The sequence below is a fragment of the Streptomyces sp. KL2 genome (assembly GCF_046529545.1).
Lineage (GTDB): Bacteria > Actinomycetota > Actinomycetes > Streptomycetales > Streptomycetaceae > Streptomyces > Streptomyces radiopugnans.
The window spans coordinates 5,089,106-5,106,461 of sequence record NZ_CP127170.1; the positions used below are offsets into that span (position 1 = coordinate 5,089,106).

Annotated in this window: 14 protein-coding genes; 13 read left to right on the forward strand and 1 reads right to left on the reverse strand. The window is 74.3% G+C overall.

What is annotated here, in order from left to right; genetic code table 11:
• Nucleotides 1–3 precede the first annotated feature (3 nt).
• The 12 genes from QPK52_RS22955 to QPK52_RS23010 all read left to right on the forward strand — a co-directional run bounded on the left by QPK52_RS22955 (nucleotide 4) and on the right by QPK52_RS23010 (nucleotide 15,258).
• Nucleotides 4–1,290: a dihydroorotase gene (locus QPK52_RS22955; RefSeq protein ID WP_410539348.1), complete on the forward strand. Its 1,287-nt coding sequence runs from the start codon at nucleotides 4–6 to the stop codon at nucleotides 1,288–1,290.
• A complete protein-coding gene (locus tag QPK52_RS22960; protein ID WP_410539350.1) occupies nucleotides 1,287–1,949 on the forward strand; it encodes a hypothetical protein in 663 nt (220 codons plus the stop codon). The genes QPK52_RS22955 and QPK52_RS22960 overlap by 4 nt, the downstream gene beginning before the upstream one ends.
• The gene (gene carA, locus QPK52_RS22965; RefSeq protein WP_410539351.1) at nucleotides 1,946–3,088 is read left to right on the forward strand and encodes a glutamine-hydrolyzing carbamoyl-phosphate synthase small subunit; all 1,143 of its coding nucleotides are present in this window, start codon (nucleotides 1,946–1,948) and stop codon (nucleotides 3,086–3,088) included. The genes QPK52_RS22960 and carA overlap by 4 nt, the downstream gene beginning before the upstream one ends.
• Nucleotides 3,081–6,401, forward strand: coding sequence for a carbamoyl-phosphate synthase large subunit (carB, locus tag QPK52_RS22970; protein ID WP_410539353.1), 3,321 nt, complete (start codon nucleotides 3,081–3,083; stop codon nucleotides 6,399–6,401). Before carA ends, carB begins: the two co-directional genes overlap by 8 nt.
• 95 nt (nucleotides 6,402–6,496) lie before the next feature.
• Nucleotides 6,497–7,624 (forward strand): quinone-dependent dihydroorotate dehydrogenase, encoded by a 1,128-nt coding sequence (locus QPK52_RS22975; RefSeq protein WP_410539354.1) that lies wholly within the window; start codon nucleotides 6,497–6,499, stop codon nucleotides 7,622–7,624.
• The gene (gene pyrF, locus QPK52_RS22980; RefSeq protein WP_410539355.1) at nucleotides 7,621–8,493 is read left to right on the forward strand and encodes an orotidine-5'-phosphate decarboxylase; all 873 of its coding nucleotides are present in this window, start codon (nucleotides 7,621–7,623) and stop codon (nucleotides 8,491–8,493) included. Before QPK52_RS22975 ends, pyrF begins: the two co-directional genes overlap by 4 nt.
• 303 nt (nucleotides 8,494–8,796) lie before the next feature.
• The gene (locus tag QPK52_RS22985) at nucleotides 8,797–9,120 is read left to right on the forward strand and encodes an integration host factor (RefSeq protein ID WP_093656674.1); all 324 of its coding nucleotides are present in this window, start codon (nucleotides 8,797–8,799) and stop codon (nucleotides 9,118–9,120) included.
• Nucleotides 9,121–9,158: 38 nt separating this feature from the next.
• Nucleotides 9,159–9,716, forward strand: coding sequence for a guanylate kinase (gene gmk / locus QPK52_RS22990; RefSeq protein WP_410539356.1), 558 nt, complete (start codon nucleotides 9,159–9,161; stop codon nucleotides 9,714–9,716).
• Between the two features lie 119 nt (nucleotides 9,717–9,835).
• Nucleotides 9,836–10,108: a DNA-directed RNA polymerase subunit omega gene (rpoZ, locus tag QPK52_RS22995; protein ID WP_093656669.1), complete on the forward strand. Its 273-nt coding sequence runs from the start codon at nucleotides 9,836–9,838 to the stop codon at nucleotides 10,106–10,108.
• Between the two features lie 212 nt (nucleotides 10,109–10,320).
• Nucleotides 10,321–11,541, forward strand: coding sequence for a bifunctional phosphopantothenoylcysteine decarboxylase/phosphopantothenate--cysteine ligase CoaBC (coaBC, locus tag QPK52_RS23000; RefSeq protein WP_410539358.1), 1,221 nt, complete (start codon nucleotides 10,321–10,323; stop codon nucleotides 11,539–11,541).
• Nucleotides 11,542–11,778: 237 nt separating this feature from the next.
• Complete coding sequence (gene metK / locus QPK52_RS23005) at nucleotides 11,779–12,987, forward strand: methionine adenosyltransferase (protein WP_410539360.1); 1,209 nt, start codon at nucleotides 11,779–11,781, stop codon at nucleotides 12,985–12,987.
• A gap of 114 nt (nucleotides 12,988–13,101) precedes the next feature.
• Nucleotides 13,102–15,258 (forward strand): primosomal protein N', encoded by a 2,157-nt coding sequence (locus QPK52_RS23010; protein ID WP_410539361.1) that lies wholly within the window; start codon nucleotides 13,102–13,104, stop codon nucleotides 15,256–15,258.
• Between the two features lie 63 nt (nucleotides 15,259–15,321).
• Here QPK52_RS23010 and QPK52_RS23015 read toward each other — a convergent pair whose 3' ends face one another.
• Nucleotides 15,322–15,987: a hypothetical protein gene (locus QPK52_RS23015; protein ID WP_410539362.1), complete on the reverse strand. Its 666-nt coding sequence runs from the start codon at nucleotides 15,985–15,987 to the stop codon at nucleotides 15,322–15,324.
• A gap of 324 nt (nucleotides 15,988–16,311) precedes the next feature.
• Between QPK52_RS23015 and fmt the strand changes: the two genes are divergently transcribed.
• Nucleotides 16,312–17,244: a methionyl-tRNA formyltransferase gene (fmt, locus tag QPK52_RS23020; RefSeq protein WP_410539363.1), complete on the forward strand. Its 933-nt coding sequence runs from the start codon at nucleotides 16,312–16,314 to the stop codon at nucleotides 17,242–17,244.
• The last annotated feature ends 112 nt before the right edge of the window (nucleotides 17,245–17,356 follow it).

Sequence of the window (17,356 nt, forward strand, 5' to 3'; positions counted from 1 at the left end):
CCCATGAGCAAGACCCTGATCCGCGGCGCGAAGGTGCTGGGCGGCGAGGCGCTGGACATCCTGGTCGACGGCGAGACCGTCGCGGCCGTCGGCACCGGCCTGGACGCCGACGGGGCCCGCGTGGTCGAGGCCGAGGGGCAGATCCTGCTGCCGGGCCTGGTGGACCTGCACACGCATCTGCGCGAGCCGGGCCGCGAGGACTCCGAGACCGTGCTGACCGGCACCCGGGCCGCGGCCTCCGGCGGCTACACCGCCGTGCACGCCATGGCCAACACCTTCCCCGTCGCCGACACCGCCGGCGTCGTCGAGCAGGTCTGGCGGCTGGGACGGGAGTCCGGCTACTGCGACGTGCAGCCGGTCGGCGCCGTCACCGTCGGCCTGGAGGGCAAGCAGCTCGCCGAGCTGGGCGCGATGCACGAGTCGGCCGCCTCGGTGCGGGTCTTCTCCGACGACGGCAAGTGCGTGGACGACGCGGTGATCATGCGCCGGGCGCTGGAGTACGTCAAAGCCTTCGACGGAGTCATCGCCCAGCACGCCCAGGAGCCCCGGCTGACCGAGGGCGCCCAGATGAACGAGGGCGCCGTCTCCGCCGAGCTGGGCCTGGGCGGCTGGCCGGCGGTCGCCGAGGAGTCGATCATCGCCCGCGACGTGCTGCTGGCCGCGCACGTCGGCTCCCGGGTGCACATCTGCCACCTGTCCACCGCCGGCTCGGTGGAGATCGTGCGCTGGGCCAAGTCCAAGGGGTGGAACGTCACCGCCGAGGTCACCCCGCACCACCTGCTGCTCACCGACGAGCTGGTGCGCTCCTACGACCCGGTCTACAAGGTCAACCCGCCGCTGCGCACCGAGGCCGACGTCACCGCCCTGCGCGAGGCGCTGGCCGACGGCACCATCGACTGCGTCGCCACCGACCACGCCCCCCACCCCCACGAGGACAAGGACTGCGAGTGGGGCGCGGCCGCCATGGGCATGGTCGGCCTGGAGACCGCGCTCTCCGTCGTCCAGCACACGATGGTGGAGACCGGGCTGCTGGACTGGGCGGGCGTCGCCGACCGCATGTCCTTCCGCCCCGCGGCCATCGGGCGCCTGGCCGGCCACGGAAGGCCCGTCTCGGCTGGTGAGCCCGCCAACCTCACCCTGGTCGATCCGGCCTACCGTGGAGCGGTGGATTCCGCACGTTTCGCCTCCCGCAGCCGCAACACCCCCTACCAGGGACGCGAGCTGCCGGGCCGCGTCACGCACACGTTCCTGCGGGGCAGGGCGACAGTCATGGACGGAAAGCTCGTATGAACCTCTCACCGGTACCAATCGCCGTCCGCTACACCGCGGCGCCCGAGTCGCAGCAGGTCACGGACTGGGCGCCCCGGATCGCCTGGGTGATCGGCCTGCTGCTGGTCGTCGCCCTGGTGTACTGGCTGATGAGGGAGGGCTGGAAGTGGCGCTCGGTGCTCCAGTCCGACCTCCCCGAACTGCCCCAGGCGCCCGCCGACCCCGGTGAGCCGAGGCTGACCATGACCGGCCGCTACCACGGTTCCACCACCGCCGGGCAGTGGCTGGAGCGGATCGTCGCCCACGGCCTGGGCGCCCGCAGCCGCGTCGAGCTCACCCTCACCGAGCACGGGGTGGGCGTGGCGCGGCCCGGTGCGAACGACTTCTTCATCCCGGCCGGCCGGCTGCGCGGCGCCCGGCTCGACAAGGGCATCGCCGGCAAGGTCCTCACCGAGGACGGCCTGCTGGTGATCACCTGGGAGCACGGCGACCGCCTGCTGGACTCCGGCTTCCGCTCCGACCGCGCCGCCGAGCACGCCGCCTGGCTGGACGCGCTCCGTGCGATGTCCACCGGCACCGGCTCGGGCACGGCCTCGGGCACCGCGTCCGGCACCGCAGACGAACCCCACGGCACCACCGAAGCTGCCGCCACCAAGCACCACGAGGAAGGCGCACGATGACGACCTCCGCCCGCAAAGCCTCCAGGGTGCCCGCCGTACTCGTCCTGGAGGACGGCCGCACCTTCCGCGGCCGCGCCTACGGGGCCGTGGGCGAGACCCTCGGCGAGGCCGTGTTCTCCACCGGCATGACCGGCTACCAGGAGACCCTGACCGACCCCTCCTACCACCGCCAGGTGGTCGTCATGACCGCCCCGCACATCGGCAACACCGGCGTCAACGACGAGGACCCGGAGTCCAGGCGGATCTGGGTGGCCGGCTACGTGGTGCGCGACCCCGCCCGCGTGCCCTCCAGCTGGCGCTCGGTGCGCACCCTGGACGAGGAGCTGACCGCCCAGGGCGTCGTCGGCATCAGCGGCGTCGACACCCGGGCGCTCACCCGCCATCTGCGCGAGCGCGGCGCGATGCGGGTCGGCATCTTCTCCGGCGACGCGGTCACCGACGAGGCGGCCATGCTGGCCAAGGTGAAGGCCGCCCCCGAGATGACCGGCGCCGACCTGGCCGCCGAGGTCGCCACCACCGAGGCGTACACCGTCCCGGCGATCGGGAGCAGGCGCTTCACGGTCGCGGCCGTCGACCTGGGCATCAAGGGCATGACCCCGCACCGGATGGCCGAGCGCGGCATCGAGGTCCACGTGCTGCCCGCCACGGCCACCATCGAGGACGTCTATGCGGTGGAGCCGGACGGGGTGTTCTTCTCCAACGGCCCCGGCGACCCCGCCACCGCCGACCACCCGGTGGCCCTCATGCGAGGGGTGCTGGAGCGCTCCACCCCGCTGTTCGGCATCTGCTTCGGCAACCAGATCCTCGGCCGCGCCCTCGGCTTCGGCACCTACAAGCTCAAGTACGGCCACCGCGGCATCAACCAGCCCGTGCAGGACCGCCTCACCGGCAAGGTCGAGGTCACCGCGCACAACCACGGCTTCGCCGTGGACGCTCCCCTCGACGCGCCCAGCGACACCCCCTACGGGCGCGCCGAGGTCTCCCACGTCTGCCTCAACGACGGCGTGGTGGAGGGCCTGCGCCTGCTGGACCGCCCCGCGTTCAGCGTCCAGTACCACCCCGAGGCGGCGGCCGGCCCGCACGACGCCGCGTACCTCTTCGACCGCTTCGTCTCCCTGATGGAGGGCCAGCGTGCCTAAGCGCACCGACATCCGTTGCGTCCTGGTCATCGGCTCCGGCCCGATCGTCATCGGACAGGCCGCCGAGTTCGACTACTCCGGCACGCAGGCGTGCCGCGTCCTGAAGGCCGAGGGCCTGCGGGTCGTCCTGGTCAACTCCAACCCGGCCACGATCATGACCGACCCGGAGATCGCCGACGCCACCTACGTCGAGCCGATCACCCCGGAGTTCGTCGAGAAGATCATCGCCAAGGAGCGCCCCGACGCGCTGCTGCCCACCCTGGGCGGCCAGACCGCGCTGAACACCGCGATCTCCCTGCACGAGGCGGGCACCCTGGACAAGTACGGGGTGGAGCTGATCGGCGCCAACGTCGAGGCGATCCGCAAGGGCGAGGACCGCGACCAGTTCAAGGAGGTCGTGGAGGCGGTCCGGGAGCGGATCGGGCACGGCGAGTCCGCCCGCTCGGTCATCTGCCACTCCATGGAGGAGGTCCTGGCCGGCGTCGAGGAGCTCGGCGGCTACCCGGTCGTCGTGCGGCCCTCCTTCACCATGGGCGGCGCCGGCTCCGGCTTCGCCCACGACGAGGAGGAACTGCGCCGTATCGCCGGCCAGGGGCTGGCGCTCTCCCCGACCACCGAGGTGCTCCTGGAGGAGTCCATCCTCGGCTGGAAGGAGTACGAGCTGGAGCTGATGCGCGACCGCAACGACAACGTCGTGGTCGTCTGCTCCATCGAGAACTTCGACCCGATGGGCGTGCACACCGGCGACTCCATCACCGTCGCCCCGGCGATGACGCTCACCGACCGCGAGTACCAGGTCCTGCGCGACATCGGCATCGCCGTCATCCGCGAGGTCGGCGTCGACACCGGCGGCTGCAACATCCAGTTCGCCGTCAACCCCGCCGACGGCCGGGTCATCGTCATCGAGATGAACCCGCGCGTCTCGCGCTCCTCGGCGCTGGCCTCCAAGGCCACCGGCTTCCCGATCGCCAAGATCGCCGCCAAGCTGGCCGTGGGCTACACCCTCGACGAGATCCCCAACGACATCACCGAGCAGACGCCGGCCTCCTTCGAGCCCACGCTCGACTACGTGGTGGTCAAGGTCCCGCGCTTCGCCTTCGAGAAGTTCCCGGCCGCCGACTCCACCCTCACCACCACCATGAAGTCGGTGGGCGAGGCGATGGCCATCGGCCGCAACTTCCCCGAGGCGCTGAACAAGGCGCTGCGCTCGCTGGAGAAGAAGGGCAGCCAGTTCGACTTCGCCACCCCGGTGGAGAGCCTCGGGGACAAGGACGAACTGCTGGCCGCCGCCCGGCGCCCCACGGACGGCCGGATCAACACCGTCATGGCCGCCATCCGGGCCGGCGCGAGCCCCGGGGAGGTCTTCGAGGCCACGAGGATCGACCCCTGGTTCGTCGACCAGCTCTTCCTGGTCAAGGAGATCGCCGACGAACTGGCCGAGGCCGGCCGCCTCGACCCCGAACTGCTGGCCGAGGCCAAGCGGTACGGCTTCTCCGACGCCCAGATCGCCGCGATCCGGGGCCTGCGCGAGGACGTCGTGCGCGAGGTCCGCCACACCCTGGGGGTGCGCCCGGTCTACAAGACGGTCGACACCTGCGCCGCCGAGTTCGCCGCGAAGACCCCGTACTTCTACTCCTCCTACGACGAGGAGAGCGAGGTCGCCCCGCGCGAGAAGCCCGCGGTGATCATCCTCGGCTCGGGTCCCAACCGCATCGGCCAGGGCATCGAGTTCGACTACTCCTGCGTCCACGCCTCCTTCGCGCTGCGCGACGCGGGCTTCGAGACCGTGATGGTCAACTGCAACCCCGAGACCGTCTCCACCGACTACGACACCTCCGACCGGCTGTACTTCGAGCCGCTCACCCTGGAGGACGTCCTGGAGATCGTCCACGCCGAGCGGCAGGCCGGCCCCGTCGCGGGCGTCGTCGTCCAGCTCGGCGGCCAGACCCCGCTGGGGCTGGCCCAGGCGCTCAAGGACAACGGCGTGCCGATCGTGGGCACCTCCCCGGAGGCCATCCACCTCGCCGAGGACCGCGGCTCCTTCGGCCGGGTGCTGCTCGAGGCCGGGCTGCCCGCGCCCAAGTACGGCACCGCCTTCTCCTTCGCCGAGGCCAAGGAGATCGCCGCCGGGATCGGCTACCCGGTCATGGTCCGCCCCTCCTACGTGCTGGGCGGGCGCGGCATGGAGATCGTCTACGACGAGGCCTCGCTGGGTGACTACCTCACCCGCCACGCCGGCCTGATCTCCGAGCACCCGGTGCTGATCGACCGCTTCCTCGACGACGCCATCGAGATCGACGTCGACGCGCTCTACGACGGCACCGAGCTCTACCTCGGCGGCGTGATGGAGCACATCGAGGAGGCCGGCATCCACTCCGGCGACTCCGCCTGCGCCCTGCCGCCCATCACCCTGGGCGGTCACGACATCAAGCGGCTGCGGGCCTCCACCGAGGCCATCGCGCGCGGGGTCGGGGTGCGCGGACTGATCAACATCCAGTTCGCGCTGGCCGGGGACATCCTCTACGTGCTGGAGGCCAACCCGCGCGCCTCGCGCACCGTCCCCTTCACATCCAAGGCCACCGCCGTGCCCCTGGCCAAGGCCGCCGCCCGGATCTCGCTGGGCGCGACCATCGCCGAGCTGCGGGCCGAGGGCCTGCTGCCGGCGAGCGGCGACGGCGGCACCCTGCCGCTGGACGCGCCGATCTCGGTGAAGGAGGCCGTGCTGCCCTGGAGCCGCTTCCGCGACGTCCAGGGCCGCGGCGTGGACACCGTGCTCGGCCCGGAGATGCGCTCCACCGGCGAGGTCATGGGCATCGACTCGGTCTTCGGCACCGCCTACGCCAAGTCCCAGGCGGGCGCGTACGGCGCGCTGCCCACCAAGGGCCGGGCCTTCGTCTCGGTGGCCAACCGCGACAAGCGCTCGATGATCTTCCCGGCCCGCGAGCTGGTCGCCATGGGCTTCGAGCTGCTGGCCACCTCCGGCACCGCCGAGGTGCTGCGCCGCAACGGCATCGACGCCACCGTGGTGCGCAAGCACAGCGAGGGCGAGGGGCCGGGCGGGGAGAGGACCATCGTCCAGCTCATCCACGACGGCGAGGTGGACCTCATCGTCAACACCCCCTACGGCACCGGGAGCCGCCTGGACGGCTACGACATCCGCACCGCCGCGGTCGCCCGCTCCGTGCCCTGCCTGACCACGGTCCAGGCGCTGGCCGCCGCCGTACAGGGCATCGAGGCCACCTCGCGCGGGGAGGTCGGGGTCCGCTCCCTCCAGGAACACGCGGAACACCTGACCGCCGCCCGCGGGAAGTGACCAGGGGTGAGGGGGACGCCGGCAGCGGCGTCCCCCTCACCGCGAGAGCGCCCCGCCGCCGGATCCCGTACCGCCCCGCCGCACGGAAGACCCGTATGTATCCCCTGCTGTTCCGTCTGATCCTCAAGCGCCTGGACCCCGAGCGGGCGCACCACCTGGCGTTCGCCCTGATCCGGCTGGCCGCCCGCGTCCCCGGCCTGCGCGCCCTCGTCGCGGCCGTCGCGGCCCCGGGCCGGGCGCAGGCCCGCGCCCTGGCCACCGAGGCCTTCGGCCTGCGGATGCGCGGCCCCTTCGGGCTCGCCGCCGGCTTCGACAAGAACGCGGTCGGCGTCGACGGTCTCACCATGCTCGGCTTCGACCACGTCGAGATCGGCACCGTCACCGCCCACCCCCAGTCCGGCAACCCCGCACCGCGGCTGTTCCGCCTGGTCGCCGACCGGGCCCTGGTCAACCGCATGGGCTTCAACAACGACGGTTCCGCCGCCGTGGCCGCCCGCCTGGCCGGACGCCGGGCCGTCTTCCCCGCCACCGTCGGCGTCAACATCGGCAAGACCAAGATCACCCCTGAGGGGGAGGCCGCCGGTGACTACGCGCTCTCCGCCTCCCGGCTGGCCCCGTACGCCGACTACCTCGTCGTCAACGTCTCCTCACCCAACACCCCCGGCCTGCGGAACCTCCAGGCGACCGAGCACCTGCGCCCGCTGCTGGCGGCGGTGCGCTCCGCCGCCGACGACGCGGTGCCCGGCCGCCGCGTCCCCCTGCTGGTCAAGATCGCCCCCGACCTGGCGGACGAGGACGTCGACGCGGTCGCCGACCTCGCCGTGGAGCTGGGCCTGGACGGCATCATCGCCACCAACACCACCATCGCCCGCGACGGCCTGGGGCTGGCCGCCGACCGCGCCGAGATCGAGGCCGCCGGCGCCGGCGGGCTGTCCGGCGAGCCGCTGAAGGACCGATCCCTGGCCGTGCTGCGCCGTCTGTACGCGCGTGTCGGCGACCGCGTCACGCTCGTCGGCGTCGGCGGGGTGCGCACCGCCGACGACGTCTGGGAGCGCATCCTGGCCGGGGCCACCCTCGTCCAGGGCTACAGCGCCTTCGTCTACGAGGGGCCGCTGTGGTGCCGCCGCGTCCACCGGGGCCTGGCCGCGCGCCTGGCCGCCGGCCCGTACGCCACCCTCGCCGAGGCCGTCGGCGCCGACACCCGGAAGGTGACCTCCCGATGACCACCCCGGACACCCCCCGGACGCCGCACGCCCCGCACGCCCCCGAACCGTTCGGCGCCCGGCTGCGCCGCGCCCTGGACGACCGCGGCCCGCTGTGCGTCGGCATCGACCCGCACGCCGCGCTGCTCACCGCCTGGGGTCTGGACGACGACGTGGCGGGCCTGGAGCGGTTCACGCGCACGGTGGTGGACGCGCTCGCCGACCGGGTCGCCGTCCTCAAGCCGCAGTCCGCGTTCTTCGAGCGCTTCGGCTCGCGCGGGATCGCCGTGCTGGAGAGGGCGATCGCCGACGCCCGCTCGGCCGGCGCCCTGGTGCTCACCGACGCCAAGCGCGGCGACATCGGCTCCACCATGGCCGCCTACGCCGCCGCCTACCTGGACCCGGGCAGCCCGCTGTTCTCCGACGCCGTCACCGTCAGCCCCTATCTGGGCTTCGGTTCGCTGCGCCCCGCTCTGGACGCGGCGCGGGCGGCGGGTTCGGGCGTCTTCGTCCTCGCCCTGACCTCCAACCCGGAGGGCGCCGAGGTGCAGCGCGCCACCGCCGAGGGCGGTGCGTCGGTCGCCCAGACGGTGCTGGACCACATCGCCCGCGAGAACGCCGGGGCCGATCCGCTCGGCCCGGTCGGCGCGGTGGTCGGCGCGACGCTGGGGGAGACCGGCGCGGACCTGGCGGTCAACGGCCCGCTGCTGGCGCCGGGGCTCGGGGCCCAGGGCGCCACCGCGGCCGACCTGCCGAGGGTCTTCGGCGGCGCGGTGCGCAACGTGGTGCCGAGCATCAGCCGGGGCGTCCTGGGCCGCGGGCCCTCGCCGGAGGCCCTGCGGGAGGCCGCGGCGAGGGAGGCCGACGGCCTGAGGGAGGTCCTGGGCTGAGGAGCCGGGGCAGAACCGGAGGGTCCGGAAAAACCGGGGAACCCCGCGGAATCAGTCCCGCGACTGCAACCGTTTGTCCGGAAATGTCCAGGTCGACTCAAGTCTGACCTGGACTTTTCCCCTGTTCTCGCTGACTCAGGCGCGATCGGCCGCTAGTCTCCGACGAGAGCACCGCGAATTCCGGGGTCCTCGCAGGTCCGGAGGGCGCCGGGGAACGTGTTGCTCGTTGCTCCGCAGGTGCGGGGCCACTAGGTTCCTCACCGACCAATATCCGACCAGTTCGACATCCGAGGTGACGTAGGCGTGGCTCTTCCGCCCCTTACCCCTGAACAGCGCGCAGCCGCGCTCGAGAAGGCCGCCGCGGCTCGCCGGGAGCGCGCCGAGGTCAAGAACCGACTGAAGCACTCCGGCGCCTCGCTCCACGAGGTCATCAAGCAGGGCCAGGAGAACGACGTCATCGGCAAGATGAAGGTCTCCGCCCTCCTGGAGTCCCTGCCCGGCGTCGGCAAGGTCCGTGCCCGCCAGATCATGGAGCGGCTCGGCATCTCCGAGAGCCGCCGGGTGCGCGGCCTGGGATCCAACCAGATCGCCTCCCTGGAGCGCGAGTTCGGCGGCGGTTCCGCCTGACGTTTCCAGGTCTCCCTGGGAACCGGGATAATCGCCGTATGAGTGAACGTCCGCGGCTGACCGTGCTCTCCGGCCCCTCCGGGGTCGGCAAGAGCACGGTCGTCGCCCATCTGCGCAAGGTCCATCCGGAGATCTGGCTCTCGGTGTCCGCCACCACCCGCAGGCCGCGCCCCGGCGAGCGGCACGGTGTCCAGTACTTCTTCGTGGACGACGAGGAGTTCGACAAGCTGGTCGCCAACGGCGAGCTGCTGGAGTGGGCCGAGTTCGCGGGCAACCGCTACGGCACTCCGCGGCGGGCCGTCCTGGAGCGGCTGGAGGCGGGCGAACCGGTGCTCCTGGAGATCGACCTCCAGGGCGCGCGGCTGGTCCGCGAGTCGATGCCCGAGGCGCAGCTCGTCTTCCTGGCCCCGCCCAGCTGGGACGAGCTGGTCCGCCGCCTCACCGGCCGCGGTACCGAGTCCCCCGAGGTCATCGAGCGGCGGCTGGCCGCGGCCAGGGTCGAACTGGCTGCCGAGTCGGAGTTCGACGTGACCCTGGTCAACACCTCCGTCGAGGACGTCAGCCGCGAGCTGCTAGCCTTGATGAAGGTTTCGTGATCGTCGCCGGAGGGCCGGGCAGGACAGCCGCCGGATTCCGGGACACCGGCAGGAGGCTTCCCGCACCGGGGCCCGGCCGGATCACTGCCCGTCTTATCCACCGCAGCGGAAGGTAGAGCGTGTCCTCTTCCATCAACACGCCCGAGGGCATCATCAACCCGCCGATCGATGAGCTGCTCGAAGCCACCGACTCGAAGTACAGCCTGGTGATCTACGCCGCCAAGCGCGCGCGCCAGATCAACGCCTACTACTCGCAGCTCGGCGAGGGCCTGCTGGAGTACGTCGGCCCGCTGGTGGACACCCACGTCCACGAGAAGCCGCTGTCGATCGCGCTCCGCGAGATCAACGCGGGTCTGCTGACCTCCGAGGCCGTCGACAACCCGGCGCAGTGAGGCCCCGGCCGCCCACGGCGGCCGGCCGGCCGCACGACGGCACCACCACCACCGCCACGGGCCCGGCAGCGCGACTGCCGGGCCCGTGGTGTGTCATGGGTACCGGCGGAAGCGTCCCCGACGCGCCCGCCGCCGACGCGCGACAGTGAGCCGAGAGTGAGCCGAGAGTGAGCCGAGCGGCCGACGGGCCGCCGAGCTGGGAGAGGCGAGGGATGGACAGGTCCGACAAGCCCAGGGTGGTCCTGGGGGTCAGCGGCGGCATCGCCGCCTACAAGGCGTGCGAACTGCTGCGGAGGCTGACGGAGTCCGGTCACGACGTGCGGGTGGTGCCGACCGGGTCGGCGCTGAGGTTCGTCGGCGAGCCCACCTGGGCGGCGCTGTCGGGCAACCCCGTGACCACGGGGGTGTGGGAGGACGTCCACGAGGTCCCGCACGTGCGCATCGGGCAGGAGGCCGACCTGGTCGTCGTCGCGCCCGCCACCGCCGACACCCTCGCCCGGGCCGCCCACGGCCTCGCCGACGACCTGCTGACCAACACCCTGCTCACCGCCCGCTGCCCGGTGGTCTTCGCGCCCGCCATGCACACCGAGATGTGGGAGCACCCCGCCACCGCCGAGAACGTGGCCACCCTGCGCCGCCGCGGCGCGGTCGTCATCGAGCCCGCCGTCGGACGGCTGACCGGAAAGGACACCGGCAAGGGACGCCTGCCCGACCCCGGCGAGATCTTCGAGGTCTGCCGCCGGGTCCTGGCCCGCGGCGCCGCGCCCGGGCGCGACCTGGCCGGACGGCACGTCGTGATCAGCGCGGGCGGCACCCGCGAGCCGCTGGACCCGGTCCGCTTCCTGGGCAACCGCTCCTCGGGCCGGCAGGGATACGCCCTGGCCCGCACCGCGGTGGCACGCGGCGCGCGGGTGACCCTGGTGGCCGCCAACACCGCCCTGCCCGACCCCGCGGGCGCGGACGTGGTGCCGGTGGGCACCGCCGTACAGCTGCGGGAGGCGGTGCTGAAGGCCGCCGAGGACGCGGACGCGGTGGTCATGGCCGCGGCCGTGGCCGACTTCCGGCCCGCCCGCTACGCCCAGGGGAAGATCAAGAAGCGGGAGGGGCAGGAGCCGGAGCCGGTCGCCCTGGTCCGCAACCCCGACGTCCTCGCCGAGCTTTCAGCCGCCCGCCCCCGCCCCGGGCAGGTGGTCGTCGGCTTCGCGGCCGAGACCGACGATGTCCTGGCCAACGGCCGGGCCAAGCTCGCCCGCAAGGGGTGCGATCTGTTGGTCGTCAACGAGGTGGGGGAGGACAAGACCTTCGGCGCGGCGGAGAACGAGGCCGTCGTCCTGGGCGCGGACGGCAGCGAGACACCCGTGCCGCACGGCCCCAAGGAGGCGCTCGCCGACACGGTGTGGGACGCGGTCGTCCACATGCTGAACGCCGGATGACCTCCGCGGCGGGAGGGCCGCACCGCCGCGTCACCAGGACGGCGGGCCCCTTCCGGGCGCGGCCCCTCCCCTCGGCGGGGGCCGTGTGGCACGTTGGACGTGTGTCGGAGTGCGAGACGTCCTGGCGGATCCGCGATGAGCTGCGGATAAACTGACGGCGGACCGCGCTCGGGCCAGCCCGACGACCGGATCCGCACACCAAGTCAGCCAGCAGCCGCTGCAAACCCAGGGAGCGATGTGTCCCGCCGCCTGTTCACCTCGGAGTCCGTGACCGAGGGCCACCCCGACAAGATCGCCGACCAGATCAGCGACACCATCCTCGACGCCCTGCTGGAGCAGGACCCGGCCTCCCGGGTCGCGGTGGAGACGCTGATCACCACCGGTCTGGTGCATGTGGCCGGCGAGGTCACCACCGCCGCCTACGCCGACATCCCCACCCTGGTGCGCAACAAGATCCTGGCCATCGGCTACGACTCCTCCAAGAAGGGCTTCGACGGCGCCTCGTGCGGGGTGTCGGTGTCCATCGGGGCGCAGTCCCCCGACATCGCCCAGGGCGTGGACACCGCCTACGAGACCCGCGTGGAGGGCGATGAGGACGAGCTGGACCGGCAGGGCGCCGGCGACCAGGGCCTGATGTTCGGCTACGCCTGCGACGAGACGCCCGAGCTGATGCCGCTGCCCATCCACCTGGCCCACCGCCTGTCGCGGCGGCTGAGCGAGGTCCGTAAGAACGGCACCATCCCCTACCTGCGCCCGGACGGCAAGACGCAGGTCACCATCGAGTACGACGGCGACAAGGCCGTGCGCCTGGACACCGTGGTGGTCTCCTCCCAGCACGCCTCCGACATCGACCTGGACTCGCTGCTGGCGCCGGACATCCGCGAGTTCGTCGTCGAGCACGTGCTGGCCTCCCTGGTGGCCGACGGCATCAAGCTGGACACCGACGGGTACCGGCTGCTGGTCAACCCCACCGGCCGGTTCGAGATCGGCGGCCCGATGGGGGACGCGGGCCTGACCGGACGCAAGATCATCATCGACACCTACGGGGGCATGGCCCGCCACGGCGGCGGCGCGTTCTCCGGCAAGGACCCCTCCAAGGTGGACCGCTCGGCCGCCTACGCGATGCGCTGGGTGGCCAAGAACGTGGTGGCCGCCGGGCTGGCCGCCCGCTGCGAGGTGCAGGTGGCCTACGCCATCGGCAAGGCCGAGCCGGTGGGCCTGTTCGTGGAGACCTTCGGCACCCACACGGTGGACCCCGAGCGGATCGAGCAGGCCATCTCCGAGGTCTTCGACCTGCGCCCGGCCGCGATCATCCGCGATCTGGACCTGCTGCGGCCGATCTACGCCCGGACGGCCGCCTACGGCCACTTCGGCCGCGAGCTGGACGACTTCACCTGGGAGCGCACCGACCGCACCGACGCCCTGCGCAAGGCCGCCGGGCTGTAACACCGCGCGCCGCGGCAGCAGCCCGCGCCCGTCGGCGCGGGCCCGGCCCCGCGACTCCCCGCCGGGAGCCGCGGGGCCGGGCCGTGTCAGAGGGTTCTGGTAGGACTGGGGGCTGTGAGCAGCGAGAACGGGCGATCGGACAGGCCCCCGGCGCAGGACCCGCCGGGGGGCGAACAGCTCGCGCTGATCCGCGAGACCGTCCGCCGGGCCAAACCGCCCCGCGCCCGGCCGCGCACCTGGCGCGGCGCCGAGCTCGCCGAGCGCGACCCCGTCGCCCGCGTCCTGGTCGACAAGGGGCTGCTCCACCTCGACCGTCTCTTCGACTACGCCGTCCCCGCAGCCATGGACGCCGAGGCCCGGCCCGGGGCGCGGGTGCGGGTGCGCTTCGGGGCGGGGGAGCGGGGCGGACGCCGCGAGGGCGGCGGGCTGGTCAACGGCTTCATCGTCGAGCGCCGCGCGGACTCCGACTTCCCCGGCGTCCTCGCCCCCATCGCCCAGGTCCTCTCCCCGGAGCCCGTCCTCGGCCCCGGCCTGCTGCGGCTGTGCCGGGCCGTCGCCGACCGCTACGCCGGGGCGCTGGCCGACGTCGTCCAGCTCGCCGTGCCCCCGCGCATGGCCCGCGCGGAGAAGGCGCCCGCCGCGGGGGCCCCCGCCGCGCCCCCGCCCCGGCCGCCCGAGGCGTCCTCCTGGGCGCGCTACCCGGCCGGGCCCGGCTATCTGAGGGCGCTGGCCGAGGGGGAGTCCCCGCGCGCGGTGTGGACGGCGCTGCCCGGCCCGCACTGGCCCGACGAGCTGGCCCGCGCCCTGGCCGCCGCCCTGGCCTCCGGCCGCGGCGCGCTCGCCGTACTGCCCGACGGACGGGCCGCGGCCCGGGTGGACGCCGCCCTCACCGCCCTGGTCGGCGACGGCCGGCACGTGCTGCTGACCGCCGACGCCGGAGCCGAGGCACGCTACCGCCGCTGGCTCGCCGTCAACCGCGGGCTGGTCCGCTGCGTCGTCGGCACCCGCGCCGCGATGTTCGCGCCCGTGCACGACCTGGGGCTGGTCGCGATCTGGGACGACGGGGACCCCAGCCACCGCGACCCCCGCGAACCGATGCCGCACGCCCGCGAGGTGCTGCTGCTGCGCGCCGCCCGTGACAGATGCGGCTTCCTGCTGGGCGCGCACAGCGGCACCGTGGAGGCCGCGCAGCTCCTCAGGACCGGCTGGGCCCGCCCGCTGGCCGCCGACCGCGACGCGGTACGGGCGAGCGCCCCCCTCGTCCGCACCGTCGGCGACGGCGACGAGGCCCGCGACCCGGCCGCGCGCGCCGCCCGGCTGCCCACCCTCGCCTGGAGCACCGTGCGCGAGGCGCTGCGGCGCGGCCCGGTGCTGGTGCAGGTGCCGCGGCGCGGCTATGTGCCCCGGCTGGCCTGCGACCGCTGCCGCGAGCCCGCCCGCTGCGCCCACTGCTCCGGCCCCCTGGAGGCCACCGGCGGTGGCGCCCCGCCCCGCTGCGGCTGGTGCGGACGCGACACGCCCGGCTGGGCGTGCGCGGAGTGTGGCGGGACCCGCCTGCGGGGACGGGTCTTCGGAGCCCGGCGCACCGCCGAGGAACTGGGCCGGGCCTTCCCGTCGGTGCCCGTCCGCACCTCCGGCCGCGACCACGTCCTGGACGCGGTGCCCGACCGGCCCGCCCTGGTGGTCAGCACCCCCGGCGCGGAGCCGGTCGCCGAGGGGCCCGGCTACGCGGCGGCCCTGCTGCTGGACGGCTGGGCACTGCTCTCCCGCCCCGACCTGCGCGCGGGGGAGGAGGCCCTGCGCCGCTGGCTGGACGCCGCCGCGCTGGTGCGCCCCCACACCGAGGGCGGCACGGTGGTGGTCATGGCCGAACCGGCGCTGCGGCCCGTCCAGGCGCTGGTGCGCTGGGATCCGGCCGGGTACGCGCGGCGCGAGCTGGCCGAGCGGGCCGAGCTGGGCTTCCCGCCGGTGTCCCGGATGGCCGCTGTGACCGGGCCGCCCGAAGCCGTCGCCGAGCTGCTGGCCGCGGCCGAACTGCCGTCCGACGCCGAGGTCCTGGGGCCGGTGCCGCTGCCGGTGCCCGACGCGGGGCGGCCCCGGCGCCCGGGCGGCCCTCCGCCGGGCGAGCGGTGGGAGCGGGCCCTGGTGAGGGTGCCGCCGGGCAGCGGCGCGGCGCTCGCCGCCGCGCTCAGGACCGCCCGTGCGGCCCGCCTCGCACGCCGGGGGAGCGAGCCCGTACGCGTCCGCGTCGATCCGGAGGACATCGGCTGACCGCCCGGCGCCGGGCCGAGGGGGAGGGGCCGGGCGCCGGGCGGCGGGGGAGACGGCTGGGGATCAGCCGTTGCGGGGGGAGGGGAGGGTGCCCGGGCGGGAGTCCGGCGGCGGCTGCACCGGCCGCCCGGGCGGCGGATGGGGGGCGGACGCCGGGGCGGCGTCCGATCCCGCGGTCAGGGCGTGTGCGGCGGCCCCGGCGTCCCGGCCGCCCTCCCCGTCCCGGTCGGCCCGCCGAGCCGCCTCCGCCCCGTCGGAGGCCGGCGCCGTGGTCGTGGCCGTAGTCGTGACCGTGGCCGGTGCGGTGGCGGTGACGGCCGTGGTGGGCCGTGCGGTGGCCGCCGCCACCGTCGCCGTCGCGGCGCCTCCCGCCTGCGCCGCCGGCCGGCGTGAGCCGTAGCGGCGGTGGACGGCCTGCTTGGTCACGCCGAGGGCCGAGCCCACCGCGTCCCAGGAGAAACCCAGCGAGCGGTCGAACTCCACGGCCGCCGTCACCAGCGTCTCCACGCTGTCGCGCAGCTCCTGTGCGAGCCGTACGGTCGGCGCGGGCGCCCTGCCGTAGACGACGAAGCCCGTCGACGGCCCCGTGCGCCGCGGCCGGTAGACGTTGCCGAGCTGCGCGGTGAGCGTGCGCAGTGCGTCCACCTGCCGGCGGACCCGCTCGATGTCCCGCACCAGCAGGTGCAGGCTGGCCCGTGCCTGGGCGTCGGGGGTGGCGTGGTCGGCCATGGTCAAGCCTCTCGAACCGGCGTGGGATCGGCCGGCCGCGTCTGCGGCCGTTTCGGTCAAGCTGCATTGACCAACGCCGCACCGGGGGCCGGGGTCACGCTGAGGGGGCGTGAAAAAGCCTGCGGGAGCGGCGTGCCCGGGGCCGTACGCCCCGGCCGGCGCCCGGAGCGCGCGCGGGGCCGGCCGCCGCGGACCGTAGACTGGTGCGCCGTTCCGCGCCCGGCGCCTCTCCGCGTCCGGCGCGGCCCGGTGCCCGTCTCCGACACACCCGCCCGCTCCCGCCCGTCCCCGACACACCCGTCTCCGAGAGGTGGTCCCGCACCGATGAGGCTCGTCTTCGCCGGTACCCCCGAGGTCGCCGTACCCGCCCTCGACGCACTGATCGCATCGGAGCGGCACGAGGTCGCGGCCGTCGTCACCCGCCCCGACGCGCCGGCCGGGCGCGGGCGCCGCCTGGTGGCGAGCCCGGTCGCCCAGCGGGCCGAGGAGGCCGGCATCGAGGTCCTCAAGCCCGCCCGGCCGCGCGACGAGGACTTCCTCGCCCGGCTGCGCGAGATCGCCCCGGACTGCTGCCCCGTCGTCGCCTACGGCGCGCTGCTGCCCAGGGTCGCGCTCGACGTCCCGGCCAGAGGCTGGGTCAACCTGCACTTCTCGCTGCTGCCTGCCTGGCGCGGCGCAGCGCCCGTCCAGCACGCGATCATGGCCGGGGACGAGGTCACCGGGGCCTCCACCTTCCTCATCGAGGAGGGGCTGGACTCCGGGCCGGTCTACGGAGTGGTCACCGAGGAGATCCGGCCCACCGACACCAGCGGCGACCTGCTGACCCGGCTCGCCTTCGCAGGCGCCGGACTGCTGGCCGCCACCATGGACGGCATCGAGGACGGCACGCTGCGGGCCGTCCCCCAGTCCGCCGAGGGCGTCAGCCTCGCCCCCAAGATCACGGTCGAGGACGCCCGTGTGGACTGGGCCGCCCCCGCCCTGCGGGTGGACCGCGTGGTGCGCGGCTGCTCGCCCGCTCCCGGCGCCTGGACGCTCTTCCGCGGTGAGCGGCTCAAGCTGCGGCAGACCGCCCTCGCCCCCGACCGCACCGGCCTGGCCCCCGGCGAACTGGCCGTCGGCAGGAACACCGTGCACGCCGGCACCGGCTCGCACGCCGTCGAACTGCTGTGGGTCCAGCCGCAGGGCAGGAAGCCGATGGCCGCCGCCGACTGGGCGCGCGGCGTGCGCATCGCCCAGGGAGAGCGGCTGGGGGAGTGAGGCGGCCGGTTCCGGACCGCCCCACCCCGCCCCGGCGGGGAGCCGGCGCCACCCGGGCGGGACGCCCGGGCGGGTGCGATTAGGCTGGAATGCCGCATCCACCCGGCGCCCA

Excerpts from the sequence above, each read along its gene's own strand:
- QPK52_RS22960 (WP_410539350.1), top strand. The coding sequence starts at position 1,287 with ATGAACCTCTCACCGGTACCAATCGCCGTCCGCTACACCGCGGCGCCC.
- fmt (WP_410539363.1), top strand. The coding sequence starts at position 16,312 with ATGAGGCTCGTCTTCGCCGGTACCCCCGAGGTCGCCGTACCCGCCCTC.
- coaBC (WP_410539358.1), top strand. The coding sequence starts at position 10,321 with ATGGACAGGTCCGACAAGCCCAGGGTGGTCCTGGGGGTCAGCGGCGGC.
- gmk (WP_410539356.1), top strand. The coding sequence starts at position 9,159 with ATGAGTGAACGTCCGCGGCTGACCGTGCTCTCCGGCCCCTCCGGGGTC.
- pyrF (WP_410539355.1), top strand. The coding sequence starts at position 7,621 with ATGACCACCCCGGACACCCCCCGGACGCCGCACGCCCCGCACGCCCCC.
- QPK52_RS23015 (WP_410539362.1), bottom strand. The coding sequence starts at position 15,987 with ATGGCCGACCACGCCACCCCCGACGCCCAGGCACGGGCCAGCCTGCAC.
- carA (WP_410539351.1), top strand. The coding sequence starts at position 1,946 with ATGACGACCTCCGCCCGCAAAGCCTCCAGGGTGCCCGCCGTACTCGTC.
- QPK52_RS22955 (WP_410539348.1), top strand. The coding sequence starts at position 4 with ATGAGCAAGACCCTGATCCGCGGCGCGAAGGTGCTGGGCGGCGAGGCG.
- QPK52_RS22975 (WP_410539354.1), top strand. The coding sequence starts at position 6,497 with ATGTATCCCCTGCTGTTCCGTCTGATCCTCAAGCGCCTGGACCCCGAG.